Source organism: Vibrio sp. 3-2(1) (genome assembly GCF_963887575.1).
GTDB classification, from domain to species: Bacteria; Pseudomonadota; Gammaproteobacteria; order Enterobacterales; family Vibrionaceae; genus Vibrio; species Vibrio anguillarum.
Map to the genome: position 1 here is coordinate 1 of NZ_CAWPGB010000008.1, position 25,180 is coordinate 25,180.

The window sequence follows — 25,180 nt, forward strand, 5'->3', positions numbered from 1 at the left end:
GTCTAACCAGACACGCTGCGGAGCGGTAGTTCAGTTGGTTAGAATACCGGCCTGTCACGCCGGGGGTCGCGGGTTCGAGTCCCGTCCGCTCCGCCACTTATTAAGAGCCTCAGCAGTCATGTTGAGGCTTTATTCAATGAGTAAGATAAAGTTTTAGGGGTGTAGCTCCAACTGGCAGAGCAGCGGATTCCAAATCCGCGTGTTGGGAGTTCGAATCTCTCCACCCCTGCCATCTATCAAGCCTCCGCAGAAATGCTGAGGCTTTTTGCTATCTGTTCACTTCCTCTATGATAGCAATCCGAAAAATTAACTAATTCCGTTTACCTCATTCCTTCGGCACATTTTTGTGGCCAGCTCTCTGTACTCAAGCTGTATCCAAGAAAGCGATCCCGAGCGTGAAATAGCCTTAATTAGATCATATTGTTACTTCAATTGGCATTAAGAGCGGTTTAGCTTATCCATTTACTCAGTAAGTGACGGATGTAACTTTTAAAAGCACTAGATTATCAGCATAACTTTCCTTGATTATTTTAGTAATTAGGTTCGATTTATTATGCTTAGCGGTTAAAATAACGACGGTTACTTTTAGGAATTCGTTATGGGACAGCTGTCTATTTTAGGTTTTATTGCATTAGGTGGCGCATTTGGCGCATGTGCACGTTATCTAGTTACCGAGCTATGTGTGTTCTTGTTAGGACGCGGGTTTCCTTATGGAACGCTCACCGTTAACGTTGTCGGCTCATTTATTATGGGATTATTGATCGCTGCTTTTGAGAGTGAATTACTTGCAACTGAGCCATGGCGCCAGATTATTGGTTTGGGTTTCTTGGGTGCATTAACCACATTTTCTACATTCTCTATGGATAATGTATTGCTGATGCAGCAAGGAGCCTTTCTGAAAATGGGTGTTAATGTCTTATTAAACGTGGTGTTAAGTATCTCAGCGGCTTGGATAGGTTTCCAGTTGTTGATGAGAAGTTAACGAAATCATAATTTCATCTTGGTTAATGGATAGTCTTTCCCTATAATCGTGACTCAACTTGTCGGAGTGCCATAAGGCTGAGACCGTATTTTCGGGATCCGTTGAACCTGATCAGGCTAATACCTGCGAAGGGAACAAGAGAATATAACCTGCTGGTGATCTATCTAGCGTTATATCCTTAAGATCAAAATTCCATTTTGATCAACTCTTGTGCATTAATCCGTCAAGCATTTATCCCTAGTACAAAAAAGGAAGATGCTATGTCGAGTCGCAAACAAGCGAGACTGAAAGCCAAACAATTCATTGACACATTGTCTGTCGAACCCTACCCAAATTCCTCTAAAATCTATATTACTGGTTCACGTTCGGATATCCGCGTGCCAATGCGTGAGATTAAACTAGCTGACAGCTTGGTCGGGGGCACAAAGTCCTCACCGATTTATCAACCGAATGAATCTATATGCGTTTATGACACTTCAGGTGTCTATACCGACCCATCTCATACTATCGACTTATATCAGGGTTTGCCTAAATTAAGGGATAAATGGATCGCTGATCGGGATGATACCGAGTGGCTTGATGTGGTCAGTTCTGCTTACACTAAAGAACGTTTATCTGATGATACATTGGACGAACTACGTTATGGGAACCTGCCAGCCATACGCCGAGCAAAGAAAGGGAAGTGCGTTACTCAACTTCATTATGCGCGGCAAGGTGTTATCACACCCGAAATGGAATACATTGCCATTCGCGAAAATACGCGACGTGGAGAGTGTATGGATGCACAGCTGAGCCAGCAACATGCAGGGATTCATTTGGGGGCTAATTTACCAAAGCAAATAACTCCTGAGTTTGTGCGTCGTGAAGTTGCCGAAGGACGAGCCATTATCCCGTCGAATATTAACCATCCTGAATCAGAGCCGATGATCATTGGTCGTAATTTTCTCGTCAAAGTGAATGCGAATATCGGTAACTCATCTGTCTCTTCATCAATTGAAGAAGAAGTTGAAAAATTGGTATGGGCAACCCGCTGGGGTGGGGATACCGTGATGGATCTTTCTACTGGTCGCAATATTCACGAAACTCGAGAATGGATTTTGCGTAATAGCCCCGTACCGATTGGGACTGTGCCTATGTATCAAGCATTGGAAAAAGTAAATGGTATTGCGGAGGATTTATCATGGGAAGTAATGCGCGATACCTTACTTGAGCAAGCGGAGCAAGGTGTTGATTACTTTACAATTCATGCTGGTTTGTTGCTTCGTTATGTGCCAATGACCGCGAAACGTGTTACTGGTATCGTTTCGCGTGGCGGCTCTATTATCGCTAAATGGTGTTTAGCCCATCATACTGAGAGTTTTCTTTACACTCATTTCCGTGAAATTTGTGAAATTTGCGCCAAGTATGACGTCGCCCTTTCCTTAGGGGATGGACTACGGCCAGGATCCATTGCCGATGCTAACGATGAAGCACAATTTGCAGAGCTGCGCACTTTAGGTGAGTTGACCAAAATAGCGTGGGAATATGATGTACAGGTCATTATTGAAGGCCCTGGCCATATCCCCATGCATTTGATTAAAGAGAATATGGATGAACAATTAAAGCATTGCCATGAAGCGCCATTCTATACTTTGGGCCCATTAACTACCGATATTGCTCCGGGATATGATCACATCACTTCCGGTATTGGTGCTGCGATGATTGGCTGGTATGGCTGCGCGATGCTTTGCTATGTAACACCGAAAGAGCACCTTGGTTTACCAAACAAAGAAGATGTTAAAACGGGTTTAATTACTTATAAATTGGCAGCACATGCTGCAGACCTTGCGAAAGGGCACCCGGGAGCACAAGTGCGCGATAATGCGTTATCGAAAGCACGTTTTGAGTTTCGTTGGGAAGACCAATTCAATCTTGCATTAGACCCAGTTACGGCGCGTGCTTTTCACGATGAAACTCTTCCGCAAGAGTCTGGTAAAGTTGCGCATTTTTGCTCTATGTGTGGGCCGAAATTCTGCTCGATGAAAATCTCTCAAGAGGTTCGAGAGTATGCGCTAGATACCAAGCAAGTTGCTGCTGATGCGCTCATTTCCGTTACGCTGCTAGATGACCCGTTACAAGGCATGAGACAGAAATCACAAGAGTTTAAAGCCTCAGGATCAGAGCTTTATCATCCTGCTGTTACTCAACGGTCAGTCGTTAGTGAGGAGTAATTAGATGATTCAATTACTTATCCCCCGTGATGACATTGCGTTGACTGCTCAAGTACAACAGGTTTTGCTATTGGCCAAGCATCATGGTTTTGATATCGATGATATTTTTTTGGGTGCCAGCCCAACTTTATATTGTCAGTTAGTAACGCCTTCATACTCATCTTTGATTGGCAGCGATTGCTTAGCCTCGTGCGAAGATGCGCTAAGTGTTTTAACTGATAAGCCCAATTTATTCTTGCAATACCAAGTCAATTTTTGCGCTCAAATGCCATTTGAGCACTCCCAGAAACGAGAAACTTGTTTGGTCAAGATAGGGCTTACAGCGGCTGACTCACACGACTATGTTGATGAGTGGTATCACGGAGAAGAGCTGCGTAGTATAAGATACTCTACGAATGCTCATGCTGCTGATGCAAAGAGTGAGCACTTTGCTTGGGTTCTATCATTGTTGTGTCTCGACTTTCCACTAGAGGATGCTTTAGTGGTTGCTCGCGCGGCAATGAGTGTTTCACGTGAAACATGGCCAACGGATAGCCGATATTTTCCTCAGCTACAACATTCAGTAGCTGGCATCTTTGCTGACGATAAACAAAATCACATCTATTTTCCAAAGATAGACAAAAATATTGGCCTTTATCCTGTTGTGGATAGCGTTGAGTGGGTTGATCGGTTATTGAAGTTTGATGTAAAGACAATCCAACTGCGAATAAAAGATTCAACACATCCTGATCTCGAATCACAAATTATCGCCGCTATTGAGCTTGGACAAGCCTATCAAGCACAGGTTTTCATTAATGATCATTGGCAGCTTGCGATAAAGCATGGTGCTTTTGGCATTCATCTTGGACAAGAAGATCTCACCAATGCAGATTTAGCACAAATTGCTCAAGCTGGGATCTGTTTAGGCATTTCAACTCACGGCTATTATGAGATTCTGAACATCGCTTCACTAAATCCCAGCTATATCGCTTTGGGTCACATATTCCCAACCACCACCAAAATTATGCCCTCTAAGCCACAGGGGCTTGTTAGGTTGAAACTTTACCAGCAGCTAATTGAGAGTTTAAGTTGTGCCGCCAACTCAGATGAAGTTGTAAGTGCAAAAACACCCACAGTTGCAATTGGCGGAATTAACCTAGATAACGCATTGCAAGTTTGGCAGTGCGATGTATCAGGCTTGGCCGTTGTACGTGCAGTAACAGAAGCAAAATCACCTCAGTTGGTCATTGATAGTTTCAATCGAATCATACAAAACCGATTACCAAGTAGTGCTGAGGAGGTATGTGATTATGCTTTCTGATGCGCAATTTATCCGTTATCAAAGACAACTTGAGCTCCCTGAAATAGGTGAGAATGGACAGCAATCTTTACTTGATAGCCGAGTGCTGGTTATTGGTTGTGGTGGTTTAGGGTCTGCGGCCGTTTTGTATTTGGCGAGTGCTGGTATTGGACAACTGGTAATAGTGGATGATGACCGAGTTGAAAGCAGCAACTTACCTCGGCAGGTGATCTACCGAGAGAGGCAAATTGGTCAAACCAAAGTCGATGCGATGGCAGAACAAATTAAAGCCATCAACGTTAATTGCAGAGTAAGAGCGATATCTAAACGCCTTATTGGTACTCAGCTCGAACTGGAAGTGCTGAATGCTGATGTCGTTCTTGACTGCACGGATAACATCCACAGCCGTCAGCAAATTAACCAGTTGTGCCGTAAACTAATTAAGCCATTGATTTCAGGTTCGGCTATTGGATGGAAGGGGCAAGTCATTGCTTTTGATCAACTGCCGTTGTCACCTTGTTATCACTGTTTAGTGCCTGATAGCGAACTGCCTGCCGCGCAGCGTTGTAATGAATTCGGTATTCTGGGGCCTGTCGTCGGAATCATCGGAACCCTGCAAGCTTTGCAAGCCATCATGATATTGACTCGACAGACGATGCGTAATGCTAACCAACTGACACTGTTTGATGCTCATTTGTTTCAATTCCAAACCTTAAATGTCGTTAAAGATCCCCAGTGCGAGGTGTGTAGGTACCCACAGACTGATCAGATGAAGGGAGAAGCCACATGTCAGATATAACCATCAAGATTAATCAGCAGTTTCATCAAGTTTCAGCGGGAACCAGTATTGCGGATCTCACCAAACTGCTTTCTATCGCTATTACCGGTTGTGTGTTTGCCCTGAATCAGAGCGTGGTGCCACGTAGTGCGTGGTCAACGACCCTATTAAGTGAAGGCGACCAAATATCGCTGTTTCAAGCCATTGCAGGAGGCTAAATGTTAACGATAGCGAATAAACAGTTTGAATCTCGCCTGTTCACTGGTACGGGGAAATTTGCCAACCGAGAGTTAATGACAAAAGCTATTGCCACATCTGGCTCACAAATGGCGACAATGGCATTAAAGCGAGTCGATCTTAATCAACTAAATGATGATATTTTAGCGCCACTTATCGAGTCAGGCGTCCATCTTTTACCCAACACATCGGGTGCGAAAAATGCGAAGGATGCGATTTTTGCCGCCCATTTAGCGCGTGAAGCGTTATCGACATCGTGGCTGAAGCTAGAAATTCATCCCGATCCTAAGTATCTGATGCCTGACCCTATCGAAACGTTAAAAGCAGCGGAACAATTAGTGAAAGATGGATTTATCGTATTACCTTATTGTCATGCTGACCCTGTACTCTGTAAGCGTTTAGAGGAGGTGGGGTGCGCGGCCGTAATGCCATTAGGTGCGCCAATTGGATCGAATAAGGGACTGGTCTCACGAGATTTTTTAGAAATCATCATTAACCAAGCTCGTGTACCCGTGATTATTGATGCCGGTATTGGCGCGCCTTCGCATGCGGCTTTTGCGATGGAATTGGGCGCGGATGCTGTCTTAGTTAACACCGCAATTGCGGCCGCGCGCGATCCGATACAAATGGCGTTGGCATTTAAGTTGGCGGTGGAGTCGGGTCGAATGGCCTATGAGGCTGGGCTTGCAACTCAGGTTCATCATGCTATCGCATCCAGCCCTCTAACTGCATTTTTGGATCAATAGCGATGAGCTTTTTAGAACGTTTCAAACAACTCGATTGGGACGATATTGCGTTATCAATCCGTTCCAAAACAGCGTCAGATGTCGAGCGAGCATTGCATAAAGAGAAGCGCGATTTGGAGGATTTTAAGGCATTAATCTCTCCTGCTGCTGAGCCTTATATCGAGCAGTTAGCGCAACTTTCTTACGCACTGACGAGGCAACGCTTTGGCAATACTCTTTCTTTTTATATCCCGCTTTATCTTTCAAATTTGTGTGCCAATGCGTGCACTTATTGTGGATTTTCGATGGAGAATCGCATTAAGCGGCGTACATTAAGTTTGCATGAAGTTGAACGTGAATTGGCAGTTATCAAGCAGATGCAGTTTGATAATGTGTTGTTGGTAACCGGTGAGCATGAAACCAAAGTAGGCATGAACTATTTCCGGCAGATACTGCCGTTGATAAAGCGTGAAGTCAGCTATGTTGCTATGGAGGTTCAACCGCTTCAGCAAGCGCAGTATGCGGAGCTAAAGAGCTTAGGTTTAGATGCGGTAATGGTATATCAAGAGACTTATCATCCATCGACTTACGCTTTACATCATCTGCGAGGCAACAAAATGGATTTTAACTTTCGCCTTGAAACACCGGACCGACTTGCCCGGGCAGGGATTGATAAGATTGGTCTTGGCGCTTTGATTGGCTTGGAAGATTGGCGGGCCGATTGTTTTTACGTGGCCGCTCACCTGGATTATCTTGAAAAGAGATATTGGAAGACGCGCTATTCGATTTCGTTTCCTCGCTTGCGACCTTGTGAAGGTGGTCTGCAACCTAAATCGGTTATGTCTGACAAGCAACTGGTTCAGCTCATCTGTGCATTTCGCTTGCTAAATTCAGAAGTGGAACTCTCGCTTTCTACCCGCGAATCGGCGCACTTTAGGGATAAGCTCATCCCACTTGGGATCACCAGCATATCGGCGGGATCAAAAACACAGCCTGGAGGTTATGCAATGCAAGAGACCGAACTTGAGCAATTTGTGATTAGCGATGAACGTACAGCCGCACAAGTTGCCGCCGCTGTTAAAGGGCAAGGTTTTGAAGTCGTGTGGCGAGATTGGCATGCTGCCTATTCTGGATGAGATTATGGCTTGCACGTTTCACGTGAAACATATGGATGCATTAAAGTATGATGATTTAGCTAATTAAGGTGAGTTCGAGTTAAGAGAATCATAAGTTAAAGTAAAGGCGACTCGAGGTCGCCTTTCATCTTTCTAGGTTAAGTTACTACAGATAAACTACCTACAGCGCATTTGTTTTATCATGCTGTTGTTTAATCATGCTCAATAGGCAGCGTCGCTTGGCGCAACCACGCTTTGTTATCACCCTCAACGAGTGGACCAACTTGATCCCATACTTTTTGATGGTAGTCATTTAGCCATGTGAGCTCTGGTCGAGTTAACATATTGATGTTGATCGCGCGCTTATCAATCGGGCAACGCGTGAGTGACTCAAACCCCAACACAGAGAAATCACCTTGTGTTTCAACTTCGACCACCAGTTCTAAGTTTTCTATACGAATGCCAAACGCATCGGCACGGTAATAACCGGGTTCGTTCGACAGTACCATACCCGGAAGCAGTGCGACGTTGTTGAAAACTTTGCTGATGCGTTGTGGCCCTTCATGGACACTCAAAAAGTGGCCGACTCCATGACCAGTGCCATGATCATAATCGAAGCCATTAGCCCATAGGTGCTGACGGGCAAGCACATCAAGCTGATGACCACAAGTGCCTTTTGGAAAGCGTGCTCTGGCTAGTGCAATATGACCTTTAAGCACTAAAGTGAACTGTTTTTTCATCTCTTCACTGGGGTTACCAATAGCAATGGTACGCGTAATGTCAGTCGTACCGTCACAATATTGGCCGCCAGAATCGACAAGATAAAGTGAGTCTTGGGCTAATTGTCCTGGTTTTACTTGGTTGATGTGGTTGTAATGGCACATAGCTGCATTACTGCCTGCCGCTGAAATAGTATCAAAACTAAGATCGGCTAGAGTTGGATCTTCCTCTCTAAATGCTTGTAAGCGGTCAGATAAATAGCCTTCGTCGTGCAGTCTTTGGCTAGCCACTTCATTATCCAACCAAGCAAGAAATTTCGTCATCGCCACACCATCACGCACATGGCACGCTTTCATTCCAGAGACTTCGGTTGCATTTTTTGCCGCTTTTAGCAGTAAGCACGGATCGGCGTCATTAATGATTTCAGCAGCGGAATTTTGTAAAGTCAGCGTAAACCATGCATTACTGGTAGCAGGGTCGATCATCACTTTTTTACCTGCGAGTAAATTAAGCTGCTTTTCTAGTTGATCTGGATGGTGAACGCGAACGCCGCCACCGACATGCTTGGCAAATTCCGCAGGAAGACGAGCAGGGTCAAGGAAGAAATCGACGCTGGAGTCAGCATAAATAATGGCATGGGAAAGTAATACTGGTAATCGGGAAACATCAAGGCCACGGATATTTAGCAGCCAGCAGATGGAATCAAGTTCTGTCAGTACCGCCGCATCAATCTTTTTCTTACTCAGCTGATGAGCTATTTGCTCACGCTTATCATGGCTACTGATACCGACGAGTTCATTACCCATCAAGCGCACTGCTGAAATTGCAGCGCTAGGACGGTCCTTCCATAACTCATCGATTGGATTACTGCCGACGGCAATAAGCTGTAACTCATCAGACAATTTTGCCTGTGCTGCTTTAAGCCAGCTTGCTCGATGCATGCGCGGATCAAATCCCACTTTACTACCTAAGACCAATGCGCTTTGGAGCCAATCGAGAACGGGTTCTTCAATCAAGTGACGGTACTCAAAGGTTGCCTCTGGCACTTGTTTACGAACTTGCACGGTATAGCGGCCATCCACAAAAATAGCCGCGCTATCGTGGGTGACCACAGCCGCGCCTGCCGAGCCAGTAAAACCAGTTAACCAATGTAGGCGTTCGTTGTGTTGCGGTACATATTCCCCGAGATATTCATCTTCGTGTGGAATGATGATGGCATCAAGCCCTTGCTGTGTGAGCCAGCCACGTAAGGCTGATACGCGTTGTGCGATTGAATCATGCATCTGTGTTATATCCTTTCTCATAACCGTCCGTTGTAGGTGTAGGGAGCTGTGCAAATCCATAGCAAACCCTGACTTTATTATTGTGTCTATGGGGTTGTGGCGATGGGGACGAGCTTCAATAAGCTACTCTTTTTATCGAACTGGCGCAAACCGCAGCTTCACCTGAGATGCAGTGTTTTGGTTTGGATCATCTGCCTTAACCAGCTCAATGCGGGGTCACTTTCTCTGTCTCTGTGCCAAAATAACGTGTAAGCCATAGGTGGAAACTCCATCGGTAATGGTAACACGACGAGATCCATCTGCCTGGCTACTAGGTGGGTGAAGTGGCTCGGCGCGGTAAAGATAAAATCAGTATAAGTACAAAGGCTGGCGGCACTATTAAAATCCGGTACTGTAATTGCGATGTCCCTTTCTCGGCCGATATCCGCCAAGCGATAGTCGAGTAGCCAGCGATCGTTACCATCGCAGCGCACTTGTACATGACGTAACGATAAATAGCGCTCCAACGTCCAATTGTCTCGTAATGCTGGGTGGTCTTTACGTACCACGCACATTTGGCTATCTCGATAGATCTCTTGCTCACAGATATCACTGGGTGGCAGCATCGTTAATTTGGCATCGTTGATATCAATGTCCTTGCCGGTAATGCCTAAATCCAACTCACCAAGCTGCAATTTCTTAAAGGTTTGATCGTTCCATGAGTGGGTGTTGATGTTGAGATTTGGACCTTGGCTGAAAATAGCGGGCAAAAAATGGGGGAGAATTAATGGGTAGACGCTTTCTACTGCCGCAATATGAAAACGGTATTCACTGCTTTGTGGTGAAAATTGTTGTGGTTGAGTGAGTAGCTCGAGCTGATTGATGAGAGTGTCGAGTTTGGGTTTGAGATAGAGCGCTTGCGGCGTTGCCTTTAAGCCATGTGAATTACGAATAAACAACGGGTCATTAAACTGCTGACGAAGCTTGGCAAGCGATTTACTGACGGCAGATTGACTCAAACAGAGGCGATGGGCGGCGCGCGTTACGTTCAGTTCTTCTAGCAGTACGGACAGACAAACAAGCAAATTAAGATCGATTCTGGCTAATTTTTCTATATTCATCTGTATTTCCATTTGGGAATAATTGTGATGAGTATAAGCCATTTCTATTCATATCATCATTGCTCTATTATAGCCGAGTTGTAAAAGTGTGTTCTTTCTCATTACTGGAGTGTTTCGTGAAGCAAATAACCTCTGACGCGCATAGCAAGCGTCAATTGGCATTACTGATTTTGTTGGTTCTGTTTAGCCCGTTAGCGATTGATATTTATCTACCAGCTTTACCGCAAATTTCTCAAACGTTTCACGTGGAACACGCTTATGCACAAGATACGATTACTTGGTTTCTGTTTGCTATGGGAGTCGGTCAACTCTTCGCTGGCCCGCTAGCGGACAAACTCGGTCGTCGAACTGTTGCATTAGGAGGGATCAGTATTTATGCATTGAGTGCTTGCTTGGCGTGGGCCGCTCAAAGTATTGAATGGATGCTGATGGCTCGGCTACTACAAGGCTTCGGTGCGTGCGCGACATCGGTAGCGGCTTTTGCAACAGTTCGCGATATTTTTGGTCCACAACGTAGCGGCAAAATGATCAGCTACTTAAATGGTGCAATCTGTTTTATTCCTGCATTAGCGCCAATCCTTGGTAGTTGGTTAACTCAGCAATTTGGCTGGCGCAGTAACTTCAGCTTTATGGCTGGTTTTGCCGTGGTCGCGGGTTTAATGATGGTGATTGGTATGAAAGAAACCAACCCGCAAGCCACCGAACAGCAAGCGTTCTTTAAGTTATCGCGTTACTGGTCCGTATTGAAAACACCATCTTTTCTCTTCCATGCTTCATTATGTATGTTAGCGATGGCGGTTATTTTAGCCTATGTCACTTCTGCCCCAGTGGTATTAATGGAAGGTTATGGATTGACCATGAATGAATTTACTTTCTGGTTTGGACTCAATGCCATCATTAATATCGTTGCTTGCCTGAGTGCGCCGAAATTTATGGATAGGTTTGGTACCCATATGGCGCTGGTGGTTGGAATTGGCACGTTATTGGTTGCGGGGACTACTATGGTCGCGCTGGCACAACAGAAAACGGCGATTGCCTTTATGCTGCCCATTTTTATGTCATCAATCGGTTTTGCTTGGATTCTGGGAGCGGCCGCAGGAAAAGCACTGGCGCCATTTGGTGACCGTGCGGGAACCGCCGCAGCACTGCTTGGTTTGTTTCAGATGAGTGGTGCTGGCTTGTTAGTTGGCACCATGCAGCGTGTTGGGTTAGAGCCTCAGATATTAATTGCACTGCAAATGTGGCTGATTGCGCCAGCGTTGTTTATCCTGTTTTCTAAAGCAGGGCGTTATTGGCATCAATTAGTGGTGAATTAATAAATTGTCACCTGCTGTTTTATATTCTTTTTAACGGGTGTATATTTAGTCACTTAATTATTTCAATTGCACTTTGGAAACGAAACAACAATGTCAATGACAACCTATGAAATGGCTCGAATTTGGGAACAACTCGACGAGTCTCCAGAAAAGGTCATGTTCGGAAAATTGCTGAATGAATTAGGCAACCAAAGTAGTGAGCGTATTCGCAGTGCCGCCAAACAAGTACCATTACCAGTTCTGCGTGATTTAGTCTTTCAGTTTCAACAAGTGATTGAAGCGCGTAAAGGCGAGCAAGTCGAAATCATGGCGAAAGAATTGGCAAAGCAGGGTATTTCGGCTGAAGAGCTTTTAACTTATCTGAACAAATAATTTATTATCAGTACCGATGTCATAGCCCGGAATTTAGTTTCGGGCTTTTTATTGCGTGGTGTTTGCGGCTTCGGTGATTAAGGATTCACATTTCGGTTAATCGGGTTCTGCAAGGAAATAAGCGTCTCTGTGGATTGCACTTCATCAATAGCCTGTAATTTGTCGATCAGCACAAATTGTAATTCCTCGATCGAGCGGCACATTAGCTTCACAAAAATATTATAGGCTCCTGTGGTGTAATAGGCTTCCACCACTTCGTCCAGCGCATTGAGTTTGGCGAGCGCCGAATGGTAGTCTCGCGCGGCATTGAGATTGATACCGATAAAACAACACACGTCATAACCCAATTTTTTGGTATTGACGATCACTTCCGTACCCTGAATGATATCGGCCGATTTCATCTTTTCAATGCGAACATGGATAGTGGCAGGACTAACGTTGAACTGCTTGGCCATTTCTGCGTAGGGCGTGCGTGCATCGTCCATTAAAATTTTTAAAATGGCGCGGTCGAGTTCGTCCAGTTTAGCGGTAGTGGCTTGCATCACAGCATCCTTATCATTGAAATGGTTCGCTCAGTTTATCACTGGTCGTTGTTTCTCGTAAGCCGCCGTTTAAGAAAAGCGATAAGCTTTAGTCACGTCAGTGAAAATTGGGTAAACTCAAGCCTCCTCATTATTTCCTTTGTTTCGGAGTTAACTTGCAGCTACAACTGATTTGCGAAGTTCCTGCTCAGCAAGCACATTTGGATACATTAGCCGCGCGTTGGGGATTAAAACCATGCGCTGAGAGCCCATTTGCCTTGGTATTAACTCAGTATCGTCTTGAGTTGCGTAAACTGGATGAGCCTAAACTCGGCGCTATTTATGTCGATTTAGTCACGGGGGCGGTTGCTCACCGACGTAAATTTGGTGGCGGTAAAGGTCAGTCGATAGCCAAAGCTGCTGGACTAAACAAAGGAGCGACACCGACCGTGTTAGATGCAACGGCCGGGTTAGGTCGTGATGCATTTGTGTTGGCCTCGCTCGGCTGTAAAGTGCAAATGGTCGAGCGGCATCCCGTTGTGGCCGCGCTGCTCGATGATGGTTTAGAGCGTGCCAAGCAAGATGCGGAGATTGGCGGCTGGGTAAGCGAGCGGATGTCGTTACTTCACGCTTCGAGTCATGATGCGCTCGAAAAACTGGCGCAAGATGAAAATTTTGTAAAGCCAGATGTGGTGTATCTTGACCCCATGTACCCACATCCGGAAAGTAAAAAACAAACGGCTTTGGTAAAAAAGGAGATGCGCGTCTTTCAATCGCTGGTGGGCGCTGACTTGGATGCTGATGCATTATTAAACCCAGCCTTAAGTTTGGCGACCAAACGCGTGGTGGTGAAGCGTCCTGACTATGCCGATTGGTTAGACAAACAGAAGCCGAGTATGGCGATTGAAACCAAGAAAAATCGTTTTGATGTGTATGTGAAAGCGGCGATGATCTAACGCATTCAATACGTTAGCTTTGGCGAGAAAATCTCGTGGCCCATAGATGTAATTTAGTGCTTGCTTAATCGTGTTTGGAATTGTATATCTAACTAATAATTATTCCTATTCGTGATCGAGGCGTACATGAATAAGCGTTTATGCAAATTGAACCGACACGATATTACTAGCCAGCTTGGGGATATCCATCAGATTGTGGCTGCGCCAAAATTTCTTTGTCGCTCATGTGCTCGTTCATCATCGGATAAAAACACGCTGTGCAAGCCTGCTGCTATTCCGAGTGCATCGACAAAGCTTGTTTCGGAAGGGAAGAAACAACTGCGCTCTGGTACGTCAAATGGCATGACGGACAAAGGTAAAAAGGCCGCCAAGCGATCGGAAAAACAGAACAAGAAAGCGTTAAAAAAACAAAAAAAAGTACTGAAGAAGTTAGAAAAAGTGCTGAAACAGCAGCAAAAACTGTTAAAGAAACATCCTGCATTACAAGTAAAGTTTGCCGATGTGAATCAACGAATTTCTTCGGTTAGTGAACGTTCACTACAACGGCAGATTCACTAAAAACAGATAGTTTACTAAAAATAGATGGTTTACTGAAAACAGATGGTGAGTTAAACCGAGCCACGATAGCCCCTTTTTCAACAACAAAGCCCGCGATGATTGCGGGCTTTGTTGTTTTTAACACTCAACCTGATTCAGTGAGTACGGCTGGCAGCGACTTTGCGCTTTACCCAAGTTTCATTGACCCACAGTGAGAACAAAATGATCACGCCGCCAATTGCAAGGCGGATTAAATCTACGTCGCGATTCCAAATCAGAATGTTCACCACTAATCCGGCGGGAACCAGCGCATTATTCATAATCGCTAATGCGCCTGCATTGACTAAACAGGCTCCTTTGTTCCACACGAAGTAACCAAGCCCAGAAGCAATTACCCCTAAGTAGATCAAAATACCCCATTGCAAAGAGGTAGTGGGCAGTTTTTCACTATTGCCAAACAGTAAAAATGCCACGCTTGCTACCACCAATGCACCTAAGTAGAAATAACCGAATACGCTGTGTTGCGCTAAAGTGATGGTCTCTTTTTCCATGACGTATTTATAAGCCACTTGGCCGATAGCAAAACAGAGGTTAGCTCCTTGCACCACCAAAAAACCCAGCAAAAAGTGCTCGTTTATTGCTGCAAATTTAATAAAAACGGCACCGATTACGGCAATGGCCGCCGTCACTAAGTACCACGGAGAAAAGCGGCCTTTCAGTAGATCGTAGATCAGCGTGACGTAGATTGGCGTAAACACCGTAAACAGCAAAACTTCAGGAACCGATAGCAGTAAAAATGATTGATAGTAGAAACAGTACATCAGGCCCAGTTGAATTCCACCAATGGTCATCAACTTAGCGATCAAAGGAGCGGGAACGGTTTTAAACCTGATCAAAGGTAGAAATACTAAGCTCGCTAATGCAACGCGCATCCAAACCGCGAACCAAGAATCAACTTGACCGGCGAGATAAACGCCGATCAAGCTAAATGAAAATGCCCAAAGTAGGGTGACTGCAGAGAGATAGGCCATAACAAACAACGCTGAACAGTAAATAACCCGCAGTCTAACCGAGTTTTGGCTTGTCGTCAGTCGTGAAGTGGTATTACAAGCATGTCGACTGGCGAACAGTTAATCAGTTGCCGAGTGGATGAGAGTAACTTGCTCCAAAAATCTTGATGATGACCGCAGACCACCAAATCAACACTGAATTCAGCGATGGTTTCGCATAGCTCATTACTGAGGTCGCCGCTGCCTACTAGTGTATGGCGGATAGGGTATTGCGCGTGTTCCGCTAAGGCTTGCAGCTGCTTTTGTGACGCTTCCATCGCGTGATGTTGAGTTTCTGCTAAATTGATATCAATGAGTCCGGTATACAGCTCGGCATAGTTGACATCAATGTGAATGAAAGAAACGTCAGCATCGAGTGGTTTTGCCAGTGCAACAGCTTTGTCGACTAAGAGTTTACTGTCTTCTGAAAGATCAATGGCAACCAAAATATGTTGATAACTCATTGTATTATCTCCTGATGGGGTACTGATTAAAGATTAGCACTGAGGCCGAGAGTTTTTTGTCGTCGTGATCTCATATCCGCATACCTGGCTCAAAGTGTTATGGTGAGGTTCATGGTATAGTCAATTCAAATCGTTACATAAACTAGGAGTCGACATGTTGTCACAAGCTATGGTTGAAAAACTGAATGAACAAATTAATCTGGAATTTTTTTCATCCAATCTATACTTACAAATGAGTGCTTGGTGTGAAGATAAAGGATTTGAAGGTGCTGCCGAGTTTTTACGCGCTCATGCCGTAGAAGAAATGCAGCACATGCAGCGTTTATTCACCTACGTGAGTGAAACGGGTGCACTGCCTATCCTTGGTGCGATCGCAGCGCCAAAACATAAGTTTACGAGCCTTGGTGAAGTGTTTCGCGAAACTTATCAACATGAGCAGATGATTACTCAGCAGATTAATAAACTCGCTCATGCGGCGTTCACATCTCAAGACTACTCAACGTTTAACTTCCTTCAGTGGTACGTTGCGGAGCAACATGAAGAAGAGAAGTTGTTTAAAGGGATTTTAGATAAGCTAGAGCTTGTGGGTGATGATGGTAAGGCGCTGTTCTTCATCGACAAAGACCTAGCCGCAATGGCAAAAGCCGGCTCATCTTCTGTAATGGATACCCAAGCTGTGTAATCGCAGCAGAAAGAGTATGAAGCGATCGTCTTTTTCTTTGGGTTCTATGCAAAGGTGTAGGGAGGAAAAGATGATCACTGGGGATACAATTTTATTTGCGCTAATGCTGGTCACTGGGGTTAACCTAGTCAGGTATCTTACTGCGCTACGCTCACTTATTTACATCATGCGTGAAGCTCATCCATTGCTTTATCAACAAGTGGATGGCGGTGGCTTTTTTACCACTCACGGTAATGTCACCAAGCAGGTTCGTCTTTTCCATTATTTGAAAGGTAAAGAGTATCACCATCACCACGATCCCCTATTTACGGGCAAGTGTGATCGCGTTAGAGCGCTGTTTATCTTGTCGATGTCATTGCTGGCCGTGACAACCTTCGCGGCTTGTATCGTATAACTGAGCCAGTCATTGTATTGATTAAAGGAGCTATCGTGCTCCTTTTTTATCGTCTGTATAAAGTCATCGACTTATTTCTTCACTATTATGCATCTTCATTGTGCGGCGACTATTATTAGCAAGAGCAATCGAAAGGAGAAAAATAATGGATGAAAAAGCACTGCTCGCACGTTTGAATGAGTTACCTCGTATTCAACAAGTATTACAAGAACTACTCGAAATGGTTAATAAGGAAGAGGTCGATTTTGGTGCGCTCACAAAAAAAATTGCCATGGAACAAGTGTTGAGTGCGCGGCTGCTTCGCCTTGCAAATTCGGCACATTTTGGCGGAAGCCGCACAGTGGCCTCTATCAATGATGCGGTGATTCGTGTCGGAAGTGGCTCGGTGAGAACTATGGTGGTGGCATCGGTATTATCCAGTGCTTTTCCTAAAATTGACACCTTGGATCTGCAGCAATATTGGTCCGATACCTTTGAAATTGCCATTATCGCCAGCAAACTGGGGGCCGCTTGTAAACTCGATGCCAATAGCGTTTTTACTACCGGAATATTGCACAACATTGGCCAATTGATGATCCACACATTAGCGCCGCAAGAAGCGTTGAAAATTCGCCTTTGTGTTGATGCTGGTGAAGTTGAACTAGAAGCACAACAGCAAATCATCCATACCGATGCGAATGTACTGGGGGCGAAGCTAGCCAAAGCTTGGAAGTTTCCTGATGAGATGGTCGATGCGATCGCCTACTCTGCGCAGCCAGAAAAAGCGCAGCTTTCACCAAAACTTGCCCGTGTATTGCATTTTGCCCGTGATATCCACCATCAATGGGATATCCTGACCGAAAAAGAAAAACGCTTATTTCTGGCTGAGCACCCAGATGCTCGTGTGCTGGCAATATCTGCCACATTTGCTGAAACAATTGACGCCGTTCGCGGAAAAGGGCGCGAGCTTGCCGAGCAGCTCGTCTAATACCGTCGCTGGTGGATTAACCTTGTCTTCACTCAATTAGTCGTTAAAATGTCCCCCATTGATAAGGATGTACGCCACCAGCGCTGCATCCTTTTTGTTTGTCATTAGGTGCGTATGCGTCTAGTTAAATGAAGGTGAAAGCATGAGTCAGTCGTTTGATGTTGTCGTTATTGGTGCTGGCGCCGCCGGGCTAATGTGCGCCGCGCAAGCTGGCCTGCGCGGGCGCAGCGTATGCGTTCTCGATCATGCCAAAAAGCCTGGCCGTAAAATTTTGATCTCAGGTGGCGGTCGCTGTAATTTCACCAATTATGAACTATCGGCCGCCAACTACTTATGCCGCAATCCTCATTTCGTTAAATCAGCGTTATCGCAGTACAGCCAGTGGGACTTTATCTCGCTGGTCAGTAAATACAATATTGCGTTTGAAGAGCGCGATCATGGCCAGCTCTTTTGCCTTGATTCGGCGAAGGACATCGTCAATATGTTGCTAAAAGAGTGCGATTTACCGACGGTCAAGCAGCGTTATCAAGTCGAGATTCAATCGATAGATAAGGTGCCAAACGGTTTTCAGCTCACCACCAATGACGGGCCAATCCAATGCCAGTCACTGGTGGTCGCAACGGGTGGCTTGTCGATGCCCAAACTCGGCGCGACTCCTTTGGGTTACAAAATTGCAGAGCAGTTTGGACTGGCGGTGATCCCAACCACGGCCGGGCTCGTGCCTTTTACACTGCATAAACAAGATAAAGAAGATTTCGCCGAACTGGCCGGCATTGCCATTCCAACTGAAATCACTACTGAAGATGGCACTGTGTTTAAAGAAGCACTGCTGTTTACTCATCGTGGTTTATCTGGGCCGGCGGTGTTGCAAATTTCTTCTTACTGGAAAGCGGGGCAGAAGGTCAGTATCAACTTAATACCGGAAGTAGACATCGAGCGGCTATTGAATGAATCACGTGAAGCGCACCCAAATCAAAGCTTAAAAAACACACTCGCGAAAGTACTGCCTAAGCGTTTGGTTGAAGTGCTGATTGAGCGCAAAGCTTTTGTCGATAAACCGCTCAAACAGTTAAACCCACACGAAATAACCGCTATCGCACACGACTTACAACATTGGCCGATTCTTCCCAATGGTACTGAAGGTTATCGCACAGCCGAAGTCACATTAGGTGGCGTAGACACCGATTGCCTCTCATCGAAAACCATGGAATGCAAATCGGTTCCGGGCCTCTATTTTATTGGTGAGGTAATGGATGTGACGGGCTGGCTTGGCGGCTATAATTTCCAATGGTGTTGGTCAAGCGGCTATGTCGCCGGACAGTGGGTGTAAGTGTTGTGTAGAAACAATAAAGTTCGCCCGTAAGCACTAAAGTCTGCCCGCAAGAGCATTTTGAGACAATAAAGTTTGCCCGTAGTAGCTCTGCTTACTATGATTAGTTTAGGCGAACTTTATTGGATTTAGCATGGGACATGGCCGAAAAATTGAGTCGTTGGATGATTATCAACGGCACTTAAAGAACAAATACGGTATAGGCCAAGGCGCTAACTATAAACCTTGGCTTAGGATTCAGGATGTCAAATCTAAGGGTATACGCTCGCTGATTTACGGTAGGAAATCTCAAAGAGACCACCATATGATGTCCTCAATAGAAAGTGAGCACTTTTATCTTGCTGAGTTTTCGAACCGTGTAGTTGATATCAGAGAACAATTTCCTCTCTTCCCTTTAAATTTTACGCAGAAAGTTGCTAAAACCCTTGGGGTTAAACACCCTACCCACCCTCATACGAAAGAACCGATTATCATGACAACGGATCAGTTGCTCACGATAGACTCCCCTCAAGGTATTATATATCACGCTGTTTCTGCAAAATCAGAAGAGGATTCTAGTGATCTACGTGTACTGGAAAAAAATGATATCGAGAGGGTTTGTTGGGAGTTGCTTGGGGTTAAATTCAGTTACTTTACTGGGAATGAATTAACAAGAGTCCAAAGCAGCAACCTTCAATGGGCTACCTCACCTTTCCGTAAGAACCCTGCGAGCTTTTCATCCGATCTGGTTAATTGCGCGCTCTCTATCTTAACCGTTCGGCAGTACTTTATTGAAGACCTTTGTAATCAACTAATCTCATTGAATGTTACTACTCATGAAGATGCTCTATTACTAATTCGTTTCTTAATCGCTGATAGATACATTGAAGTGGATCTTTCTACAAATATTGTTGAATCAGGGCTTATTGACGTAACGTATGTGACTGAACAACAAGGAGGCATTCTATATGGAGCTTCCTAGAAATAGCGTTTGGAGTGTGAATGATTCGGATCTGCTTGAAGATGGGCTCTATCGTTTGCTGGATATCATGCAAGATGTTGAGTCTGTCATTTTATACTCGCTAGAGGTTACAACGGTAAGACCTATAGCAGTTTCTCTAGAAGGTTTCATTGAGCTCGTTTCTAGCCGTAAAGCTAAAAAAGCTCAGTATGAATTGCCAGTTTATCTATTAGTTGATGAAGAAAGCATCCCAGATGAACATATTGGCCGTCGAGACAATAATTATAATTTAATCAAAGGTGTTATATCAGATAGTACTTTTATTTTTGATTATGCGACTAAGAGGCGCTCACCTCAGCTTGCTGAATATGCGAAACAAGTTAATGTTGACCGTAAGTCTTTAGCCCGACTACTTTCTCAATATTGGCGAAATGGACAGGACAGAATGGCTCTGTTGCCCGCATTTTCGAACAGTGGAGGTTCTGGGCTAGAGCGAATTCCAACAACGAAACCATTGGGAGCACCAAAACAACCAAGAACTCTAGCTGTGGATAGAGTGGCTAAATATATTGTGAATGATGATGATAAAATTAAATTCAGAAAAGCGTTAAAAAAGTATTACCTTAGAGAGTCAGGTCTGACACTAGCAAAAACTTATGACAACTTACTCAAAGATAGCTATTCAAAAGAGATAAAATTAGCTGAAGCTAGTGGTAGGCCTCCCTTAGTCCCAACCCAAAAGCAGTTTAGTTACTGGCGAACAAAGCTATTCAGTAAAGAACAAATAATCAAACAACGAACCTCAGAAAACGATTACCTCAGAAACAAAAGAGCGACGTTAGGCAGTATAACTGATCGAAGTTACTTGCCTGGAGCGCACTTTGAAATTGATGCAACAGTTGCTGATGTGCATATTGTATCCGAGCTTGGGTCTCAATATATTTTAGGGCGACCGACGATTTATATCGTTGCAGACAGAGCTAGCCGAATGATAGTTGGTATGCATGTATCGCTCTATCATGCTTCATGGCGAGCAGCACGTCAGGCATTAACGAATAGTTTCTTACCTAAATCGACTTACTGTAAAAGCTTTGGCGTAGATATTGAAGATTCAGAATGGCCTTGTGCTCACATTCCTAAAGAGTTGGTTTGTGACAATGGTGAAATGATTGGTATACAACCCCTAAAAGCACTGACACCTATGACACAACTATCGTTTACTCCACCTTATAGACCCGATTGTAAAGGTGTTGTAGAGAAACGATTCGATATTATCAACAAAGAAGTAGTTCATGAGTTACTTGGAACAACTAGAGGTGGGCAAGTTGTTAGAGGGAGTAGAGATCCACGAAAAGATGCAATCTATACGCTAAAAGAGGTTACCACTGAGATTATAAAAGCAGTACTAGAACATAATCGATCAATTCTTGACGGTTTGGCTTATGCTAGTCCATTACTCATAGAGAACGATCTCTCTCCTATGCCTTTGAATTACTGGAAAATCCATATCGCAAAACATAAACATGAACTTCAATCAGCTAATAGTGATGAAGTTATAGCTAGGTTGCTGCCTCCAGCTGAAGTCAGCATGACTCGAAGCGGAATATATTTTAAAGGTATGTACTATTCTTGTTCAGAAGTTGAAGAACGTAATCTAGCATCGGTCGCTAGGTCGTCAGGACGTTGGAGACTAGAAGCACGTATTGATGAGAATACAACGAATTACATTTATGTTCGCTTAGACAAAAATAGAGAGTTCATTAGGTGTAACTTGTTACCTCGAAGTCGAATGTTGGGTGATAATTCTATGTATGAAGCGGAATTTATTCAGGATTGGCTCGATACTAAGAAAGATCTAACACCAATATCAACGACCTCAATTGATGATCATAAGCATCGTCAGGAAGTCACTCGGCAAGCGAAGCGTAGAAGTAAAGATGCTGAAAATGTCTCTTTTAAAGATAAAACGAGCAACACCCGTCAGCGCCGAAAGGAAGAATTAGAAGCTACAACAAATATAATTGCACCAGATTCTGAGACTTCAGTTACTAATAATAGTCCTGATTCTTTCTCTTTAGGTAATAAAATTATTCTTTTACCAAAAGGTAGAAAAAGAAGAACCAATGGAGGTGGGTCATGAGAGTGGAACCTGCTGTATATAAAAAGGCAATTTTACCTGAGCATCAAGGCAATCCGCTTATAGAAGCACTCCCAACCAAGAAATCATGGGAAAGTGTCATGGAGGATTTTAGTAATTACCCTGACTACTCAGAAGAAATAGCTGATCACCCTGATCCATTGGTTCGCGATGAGTATCTAAATCGTATTGAAGAAATTAGGCAACCACTGACTGATTATGAAGCATGTTTTAGAGCAGTAGAGAGGTCTATCAAAAAGGGTTATTCGGCCAAGAATCCACTTAGCCCTACCACTGCACAGTACCTACATTATTTAGTTGATGAAAGACCTGACATAGAACCACGAACAGGCTTTTTTCAGCCTAAAGGAGATGGGCTGACTCTCATTGGTGAAAGCGGTGTAGGTAAAACCTCGATGATTGAACAAGTTCTGGGTTACTTCCCAAATGTTATTATTCATGAGTCCTATCAAGGTCAGCCACTAGAACTAAGAAAACAAGTGGTCTGGATAAAAGTTGACTGTCCTAGTAACTCAAGCGTTAGGGATTTGTGTGAAGAAATATTATCAACGTTAGACCTAACACTTGATAGAGAAAAAACTAAGCCTGCAGCAACGATAGGCGCTTTAATTCGACAGCTAGAACAGTGTATCAAGTCTAGTTTTCTAGGCATGTTAGTTATTGATGAAATGCAGAACCTCAAGTTCAAAAGAACAGGTGGTGAGAACAACTTATTAAGGTTTTTACATAGATTAGTGAACAAACTGGGTGTGCCACTTTTCTTCGTCGCAAATCCTCCGTTTGATCAGTCTCTTATTAAGGAGCTCAAGGCTGCCCGTCGAGCAGAAAGTGGTTACCATCATACTATGTCAGTCTTGGCTAGAGACAGTGTTTCATGGAATGCATTTATAGAGCAACTTTGGCAGTATCAATGGACGAATGTTTATACAGAGCTTACAGAAGAACTTAATGATGTTCTTCATTCTCTTTCGGTTGGCAATATTGATATGGCAAGCCGTACATACAGAGAGGCGCAACGGTTAATTATTGGAGCTGATGACGAGCGTATTACTCCTTCTTCATTAAGGGCTGGTAATACTTTTGCATGTGGGCTTTCAAGACAAACAGAAGAAGTGAATGCGCTGAAAAGTGCTATCGTTTCTTTACCTAAAGGCAAGCAACGTAACACACCAATTCCAAATAAAATGACAGTGCAAGTTATCGACAAAACAGGTGATATCACTAAACCTCAGCATCCAGAATTTGCCTCTAAAGTGATAGAACTGCTGCACGCAGTAGACTTATCTTGCCGAATCGATGATCCGGACCTGTTTCAACAAGCCGCGGAAGTTGATGACCCTATTCAATACTTGAGAAAGCGAAAGGTTTTGTTAGACGATCCTTTGTCAGAACTATCCTATAGTTAAATAAATTGATTAACGAAAAGGGTTCATTATGCATTTGCCGAACGCATTGCCAGATGAAACCCTTTTTAGTCGTATTGTTCGATATCTTTCCTTATCTGGAACTCTTAAAGAGCAGTGTTTAAAAGACTTAGTTGGTAATCAGCGAGCTGTTATTCACCCTTATCTTACTGCTGACCTAACAACTATTAGCGCATTTACTAGTGAATCAGCTGTGGAGCTGTGTCGTAAGCAAACGTTAAGACCTTGGTTTGCTTATTACTTGCCACGCCATCAAGAAACAATATGTGATTGTTCTATTGGAAGTAATAAACTACTTAGAGCTTGCCAAATATCCACGTTTAGAGAACGAGAGCCACTTACAGTTAAGTACTGTACATTGTGCGCTAGTGAAGATCTTAAGAATTTAGGGGTGGCTTATTGGCACCTCCAGCATCAAATACCAGGAATAGATGTGTGCTATATCCATGGTATTTGGTTGTCACATTTTAATCTAATTGATAGGGAACATCTTCGAGTGGGTTTTTTGCCTACTCCGAGTGGCAATCGGGGACATTGTGAACCGCTAGCAATACAGTTTGCTCAATTTGCGGAGAGAAAACTCAGGTTTATTCAAGAGCCCCCCAGAGGACACTATTATTTTGACTTATATAAAGATCAGTTAATTGATAGAGGGTTTGCAACGAATACCGAAAGAATTAAACGTATTGAGCTGATGAGGTCTCTTTATTTTCTTTCCGATAAAATTATGATGCCAAACAATCCATTACGTATAACTTCAGATCAAGACGTTAGATACATATCGTCCTTACTTAATGGTATGTTTCAAGTTCATCCATTTAAACATTTGTTACTCGAGTTTTTTCTTACTCAGGGTTACGTTAGCGAAGGCTCACTGACACAATATGTGTCGGCAGAGATAAGAGAGCGTGATGTTTGTGAAATAGAAGCTCGTTGTTGTGATTTGTTGCAACAGGGGTCTTCAATGGCACAGGTTGGTCGTGATATCGGCAAAAGCAGATGTTACGTTAAGGCTATAGCTCTTAAACATCATATACCGGTAAATTTGAAGCCTTATAAAATTACTGATGGGGTGAAAAATAAAGTATCCAGGATGGCGTATAAGGGAAAACATCGAGCCACTATCGCCCAGCAACTAGGAATATCTTCAGGTAGCGTAGAAATGATTATTTCTTCGGTCGAGGGGTTAGTCGAGTGGAGAAAAAAATGCAAAGCGGACTCGAAAAGAAGACGTTATCAATGTCAAATTTTACGGTATGTTCAGCAGTATCCTCAAAGAATGAGACAGAGTGTTAAAGAAGAATGTGAAGCAGCATTTTTCTGGTTGTACTTACATAATCCAGATTGGTTGGAGCAACATCTTCCGAATCCACTGAAAACCCAACATGTTGATAGAGTTGATTGGGGTGAAAGAGATAAAGAATTGGCGCAGCGCGTTGTTCAAATTATGGATAAGGCTGGCCATGCAATTTCGCGAACTCAACTGGATCGTGAGCTTGGCTCTCATGGTTGGTTAACTGCGAAGAAAGAGAATCTTCCTTTAACTCTACAAGCTTATTATCAATGGATTAAGTTGAGAAAATAGTTGTTGCTAGGATATCTGTGTGAAAGCTTGGAATGTGGCTAGGGTTTAATCTCTTT

The 25,180-nt window shown here is 43.9% G+C and carries 24 protein-coding genes, 2 tRNA genes and 1 riboswitch; of the genes, 21 read left to right on the forward strand and 5 right to left on the reverse strand.

The features are described from left to right. The first annotated feature begins 19 nt into the window (after positions 1 to 19). The 9 genes from AACQ79_RS02170 to thiH all read left to right on the forward strand — a co-directional run bounded on the left by AACQ79_RS02170 (position 20) and on the right by thiH (position 7,347). A tRNA-Asp gene (locus AACQ79_RS02170) sits at positions 20 to 96 on the forward strand. A 59-nt stretch (positions 97 to 155) separates the two neighbouring features. Further along, positions 156 to 232: transfer RNA gene (locus AACQ79_RS02175), tRNA-Trp, on the forward strand. Positions 233 to 598: 366 nt separating this feature from the next. Further along, entirely contained in the window at positions 599 to 982 is a 384-nt protein-coding gene (gene crcB, locus AACQ79_RS02180; RefSeq protein ID WP_013855606.1) for a fluoride efflux transporter CrcB, read from the forward strand. Positions 983 to 1,034: 52 nt separating this feature from the next. Beyond that, positions 1,035 to 1,133: riboswitch (TPP riboswitch) on the forward strand. 109 nt (positions 1,134 to 1,242) lie between these two features. Further along, positions 1,243 to 3,192, forward strand: a complete 1,950-nt coding sequence (gene thiC / locus AACQ79_RS02185; protein WP_170899669.1) for a phosphomethylpyrimidine synthase ThiC — start codon at positions 1,243 to 1,245, stop codon at positions 3,190 to 3,192. Between the two features lie 4 nt (positions 3,193 to 3,196). Further along, the gene (thiE, locus tag AACQ79_RS02190) at positions 3,197 to 4,492 is read left to right on the forward strand and encodes a thiamine phosphate synthase (protein ID WP_170899670.1); all 1,296 of its coding nucleotides are present in this window, start codon (positions 3,197 to 3,199) and stop codon (positions 4,490 to 4,492) included. After that, positions 4,482 to 5,270 carry a HesA/MoeB/ThiF family protein gene (locus tag AACQ79_RS02195; protein ID WP_170899700.1) on the forward strand — a complete coding sequence of 263 codons (789 nt, stop codon included), beginning with the start codon at positions 4,482 to 4,484 and terminating at the stop codon, positions 5,268 to 5,270. Before thiE ends, AACQ79_RS02195 begins: the two co-directional genes overlap by 11 nt. Continuing rightward, positions 5,258 to 5,467, forward strand: coding sequence for a sulfur carrier protein ThiS (gene thiS, locus AACQ79_RS02200; protein WP_017048427.1), 210 nt, complete (start codon positions 5,258 to 5,260; stop codon positions 5,465 to 5,467). Before AACQ79_RS02195 ends, thiS begins: the two co-directional genes overlap by 13 nt. Beyond that, positions 5,468 to 6,232, forward strand: a complete 765-nt coding sequence (locus AACQ79_RS02205) for a thiazole synthase (protein ID WP_094164030.1) — start codon at positions 5,468 to 5,470, stop codon at positions 6,230 to 6,232. A gap of 2 nt (positions 6,233 to 6,234) precedes the next feature. Further along, a complete protein-coding gene (gene thiH / locus AACQ79_RS02210; protein WP_088721462.1) occupies positions 6,235 to 7,347 on the forward strand; it encodes a 2-iminoacetate synthase ThiH in 1,113 nt (370 codons plus the stop codon). A gap of 191 nt (positions 7,348 to 7,538) precedes the next feature. On the opposite strand, the gene AACQ79_RS02215 is transcribed toward thiH, so the two are convergent. Together AACQ79_RS02215 and AACQ79_RS02220 are read right to left on the reverse strand one after the other, a co-directional pair. Then, complete coding sequence (locus tag AACQ79_RS02215) at positions 7,539 to 9,329, reverse strand: aminopeptidase P family protein (RefSeq protein WP_170899671.1); 1,791 nt, start codon at positions 9,327 to 9,329, stop codon at positions 7,539 to 7,541. Positions 9,330 to 9,487: 158 nt separating this feature from the next. Continuing rightward, a complete protein-coding gene (locus tag AACQ79_RS02220; protein ID WP_170899672.1) occupies positions 9,488 to 10,429 on the reverse strand; it encodes a LysR family transcriptional regulator in 942 nt (313 codons plus the stop codon). 116 nt (positions 10,430 to 10,545) lie between these two features. Here AACQ79_RS02220 and AACQ79_RS02225 point away from each other — a divergent pair, with 116 nt between their 5' ends. After that, entirely contained in the window at positions 10,546 to 11,745 is a 1,200-nt protein-coding gene (locus AACQ79_RS02225; RefSeq protein ID WP_010319414.1) for a multidrug effflux MFS transporter, read from the forward strand. Positions 11,746 to 11,835: 90 nt separating this feature from the next. Then, complete coding sequence (gene tsrA, locus AACQ79_RS02230) at positions 11,836 to 12,117, forward strand: H-NS-like global regulator TsrA (RefSeq protein ID WP_017044523.1); 282 nt, start codon at positions 11,836 to 11,838, stop codon at positions 12,115 to 12,117. Between the two features lie 77 nt (positions 12,118 to 12,194). Here tsrA and asnC read toward each other — a convergent pair whose 3' ends face one another. Then, complete coding sequence (gene asnC, locus AACQ79_RS02235) at positions 12,195 to 12,659, reverse strand: transcriptional regulator AsnC (RefSeq protein ID WP_010319577.1); 465 nt, start codon at positions 12,657 to 12,659, stop codon at positions 12,195 to 12,197. 155 nt (positions 12,660 to 12,814) lie between these two features. Between asnC and AACQ79_RS02240 the strand changes: the two genes are divergently transcribed. Both AACQ79_RS02240 and AACQ79_RS02245 read left to right on the forward strand, forming a co-directional pair. Then, positions 12,815 to 13,594: a class I SAM-dependent methyltransferase gene (locus tag AACQ79_RS02240; protein WP_047690329.1), complete on the forward strand. Its 780-nt coding sequence runs from the start codon at positions 12,815 to 12,817 to the stop codon at positions 13,592 to 13,594. Between the two features lie 111 nt (positions 13,595 to 13,705). Next, positions 13,706 to 14,152 carry a hypothetical protein gene (locus AACQ79_RS02245; RefSeq protein ID WP_013855620.1) on the forward strand — a complete coding sequence of 149 codons (447 nt, stop codon included), beginning with the start codon at positions 13,706 to 13,708 and terminating at the stop codon, positions 14,150 to 14,152. A gap of 134 nt (positions 14,153 to 14,286) precedes the next feature. Here the strand turns inward: AACQ79_RS02245 and AACQ79_RS02250 are convergent, their stop codons facing one another. After that, entirely contained in the window at positions 14,287 to 15,162 is an 876-nt protein-coding gene (locus AACQ79_RS02250; RefSeq protein WP_088721460.1) for a carboxylate/amino acid/amine transporter, read from the reverse strand. Positions 15,163 to 15,218: 56 nt separating this feature from the next. Next, positions 15,219 to 15,644: a universal stress protein gene (locus AACQ79_RS02255; RefSeq protein WP_010319581.1), complete on the reverse strand. Its 426-nt coding sequence runs from the start codon at positions 15,642 to 15,644 to the stop codon at positions 15,219 to 15,221. 154 nt (positions 15,645 to 15,798) lie between these two features. Between AACQ79_RS02255 and ftnA the strand changes: the two genes are divergently transcribed. The 8 genes from ftnA (at position 15,799) to AACQ79_RS02295 (ending at position 25,124) form a co-directional block, all read left to right on the forward strand. After that, complete coding sequence (ftnA, locus tag AACQ79_RS02260) at positions 15,799 to 16,326, forward strand: non-heme ferritin (RefSeq protein WP_013855622.1); 528 nt, start codon at positions 15,799 to 15,801, stop codon at positions 16,324 to 16,326. Positions 16,327 to 16,396: 70 nt separating this feature from the next. After that, positions 16,397 to 16,720 carry a universal stress protein UspB gene (uspB, locus tag AACQ79_RS02265; RefSeq protein WP_010319583.1) on the forward strand — a complete coding sequence of 108 codons (324 nt, stop codon included), beginning with the start codon at positions 16,397 to 16,399 and terminating at the stop codon, positions 16,718 to 16,720. A gap of 145 nt (positions 16,721 to 16,865) precedes the next feature. Further along, complete coding sequence (locus AACQ79_RS02270) at positions 16,866 to 17,687, forward strand: HDOD domain-containing protein (RefSeq protein WP_019282127.1); 822 nt, start codon at positions 16,866 to 16,868, stop codon at positions 17,685 to 17,687. 142 nt (positions 17,688 to 17,829) lie between these two features. Further along, positions 17,830 to 19,017 (forward strand): NAD(P)/FAD-dependent oxidoreductase, encoded by a 1,188-nt coding sequence (locus AACQ79_RS02275; RefSeq protein WP_170899674.1) that lies wholly within the window; start codon positions 17,830 to 17,832, stop codon positions 19,015 to 19,017. A 133-nt stretch (positions 19,018 to 19,150) separates the two neighbouring features. After that, the gene (locus tag AACQ79_RS02280; RefSeq protein WP_170899675.1) at positions 19,151 to 19,978 is read left to right on the forward strand and encodes a TnsA endonuclease N-terminal domain-containing protein; all 828 of its coding nucleotides are present in this window, start codon (positions 19,151 to 19,153) and stop codon (positions 19,976 to 19,978) included. Next, on the forward strand, positions 19,965 to 22,097 hold the full coding sequence (locus AACQ79_RS02285; RefSeq protein ID WP_170899676.1) for a transposase: 2,133 nt from the start codon (positions 19,965 to 19,967) through the stop codon (positions 22,095 to 22,097). The genes AACQ79_RS02280 and AACQ79_RS02285 overlap by 14 nt, the downstream gene beginning before the upstream one ends. Next, complete coding sequence (locus tag AACQ79_RS02290) at positions 22,094 to 23,521, forward strand: ATP-binding protein (RefSeq protein WP_170899678.1); 1,428 nt, start codon at positions 22,094 to 22,096, stop codon at positions 23,519 to 23,521. The genes AACQ79_RS02285 and AACQ79_RS02290 overlap by 4 nt, the downstream gene beginning before the upstream one ends. Positions 23,522 to 23,549: 28 nt before the next feature. Next, positions 23,550 to 25,124, forward strand: a complete 1,575-nt coding sequence (locus AACQ79_RS02295) for a TnsD family Tn7-like transposition protein (protein ID WP_170899679.1) — start codon at positions 23,550 to 23,552, stop codon at positions 25,122 to 25,124. Positions 25,125 to 25,180: the final 56 nt, after the last annotated feature.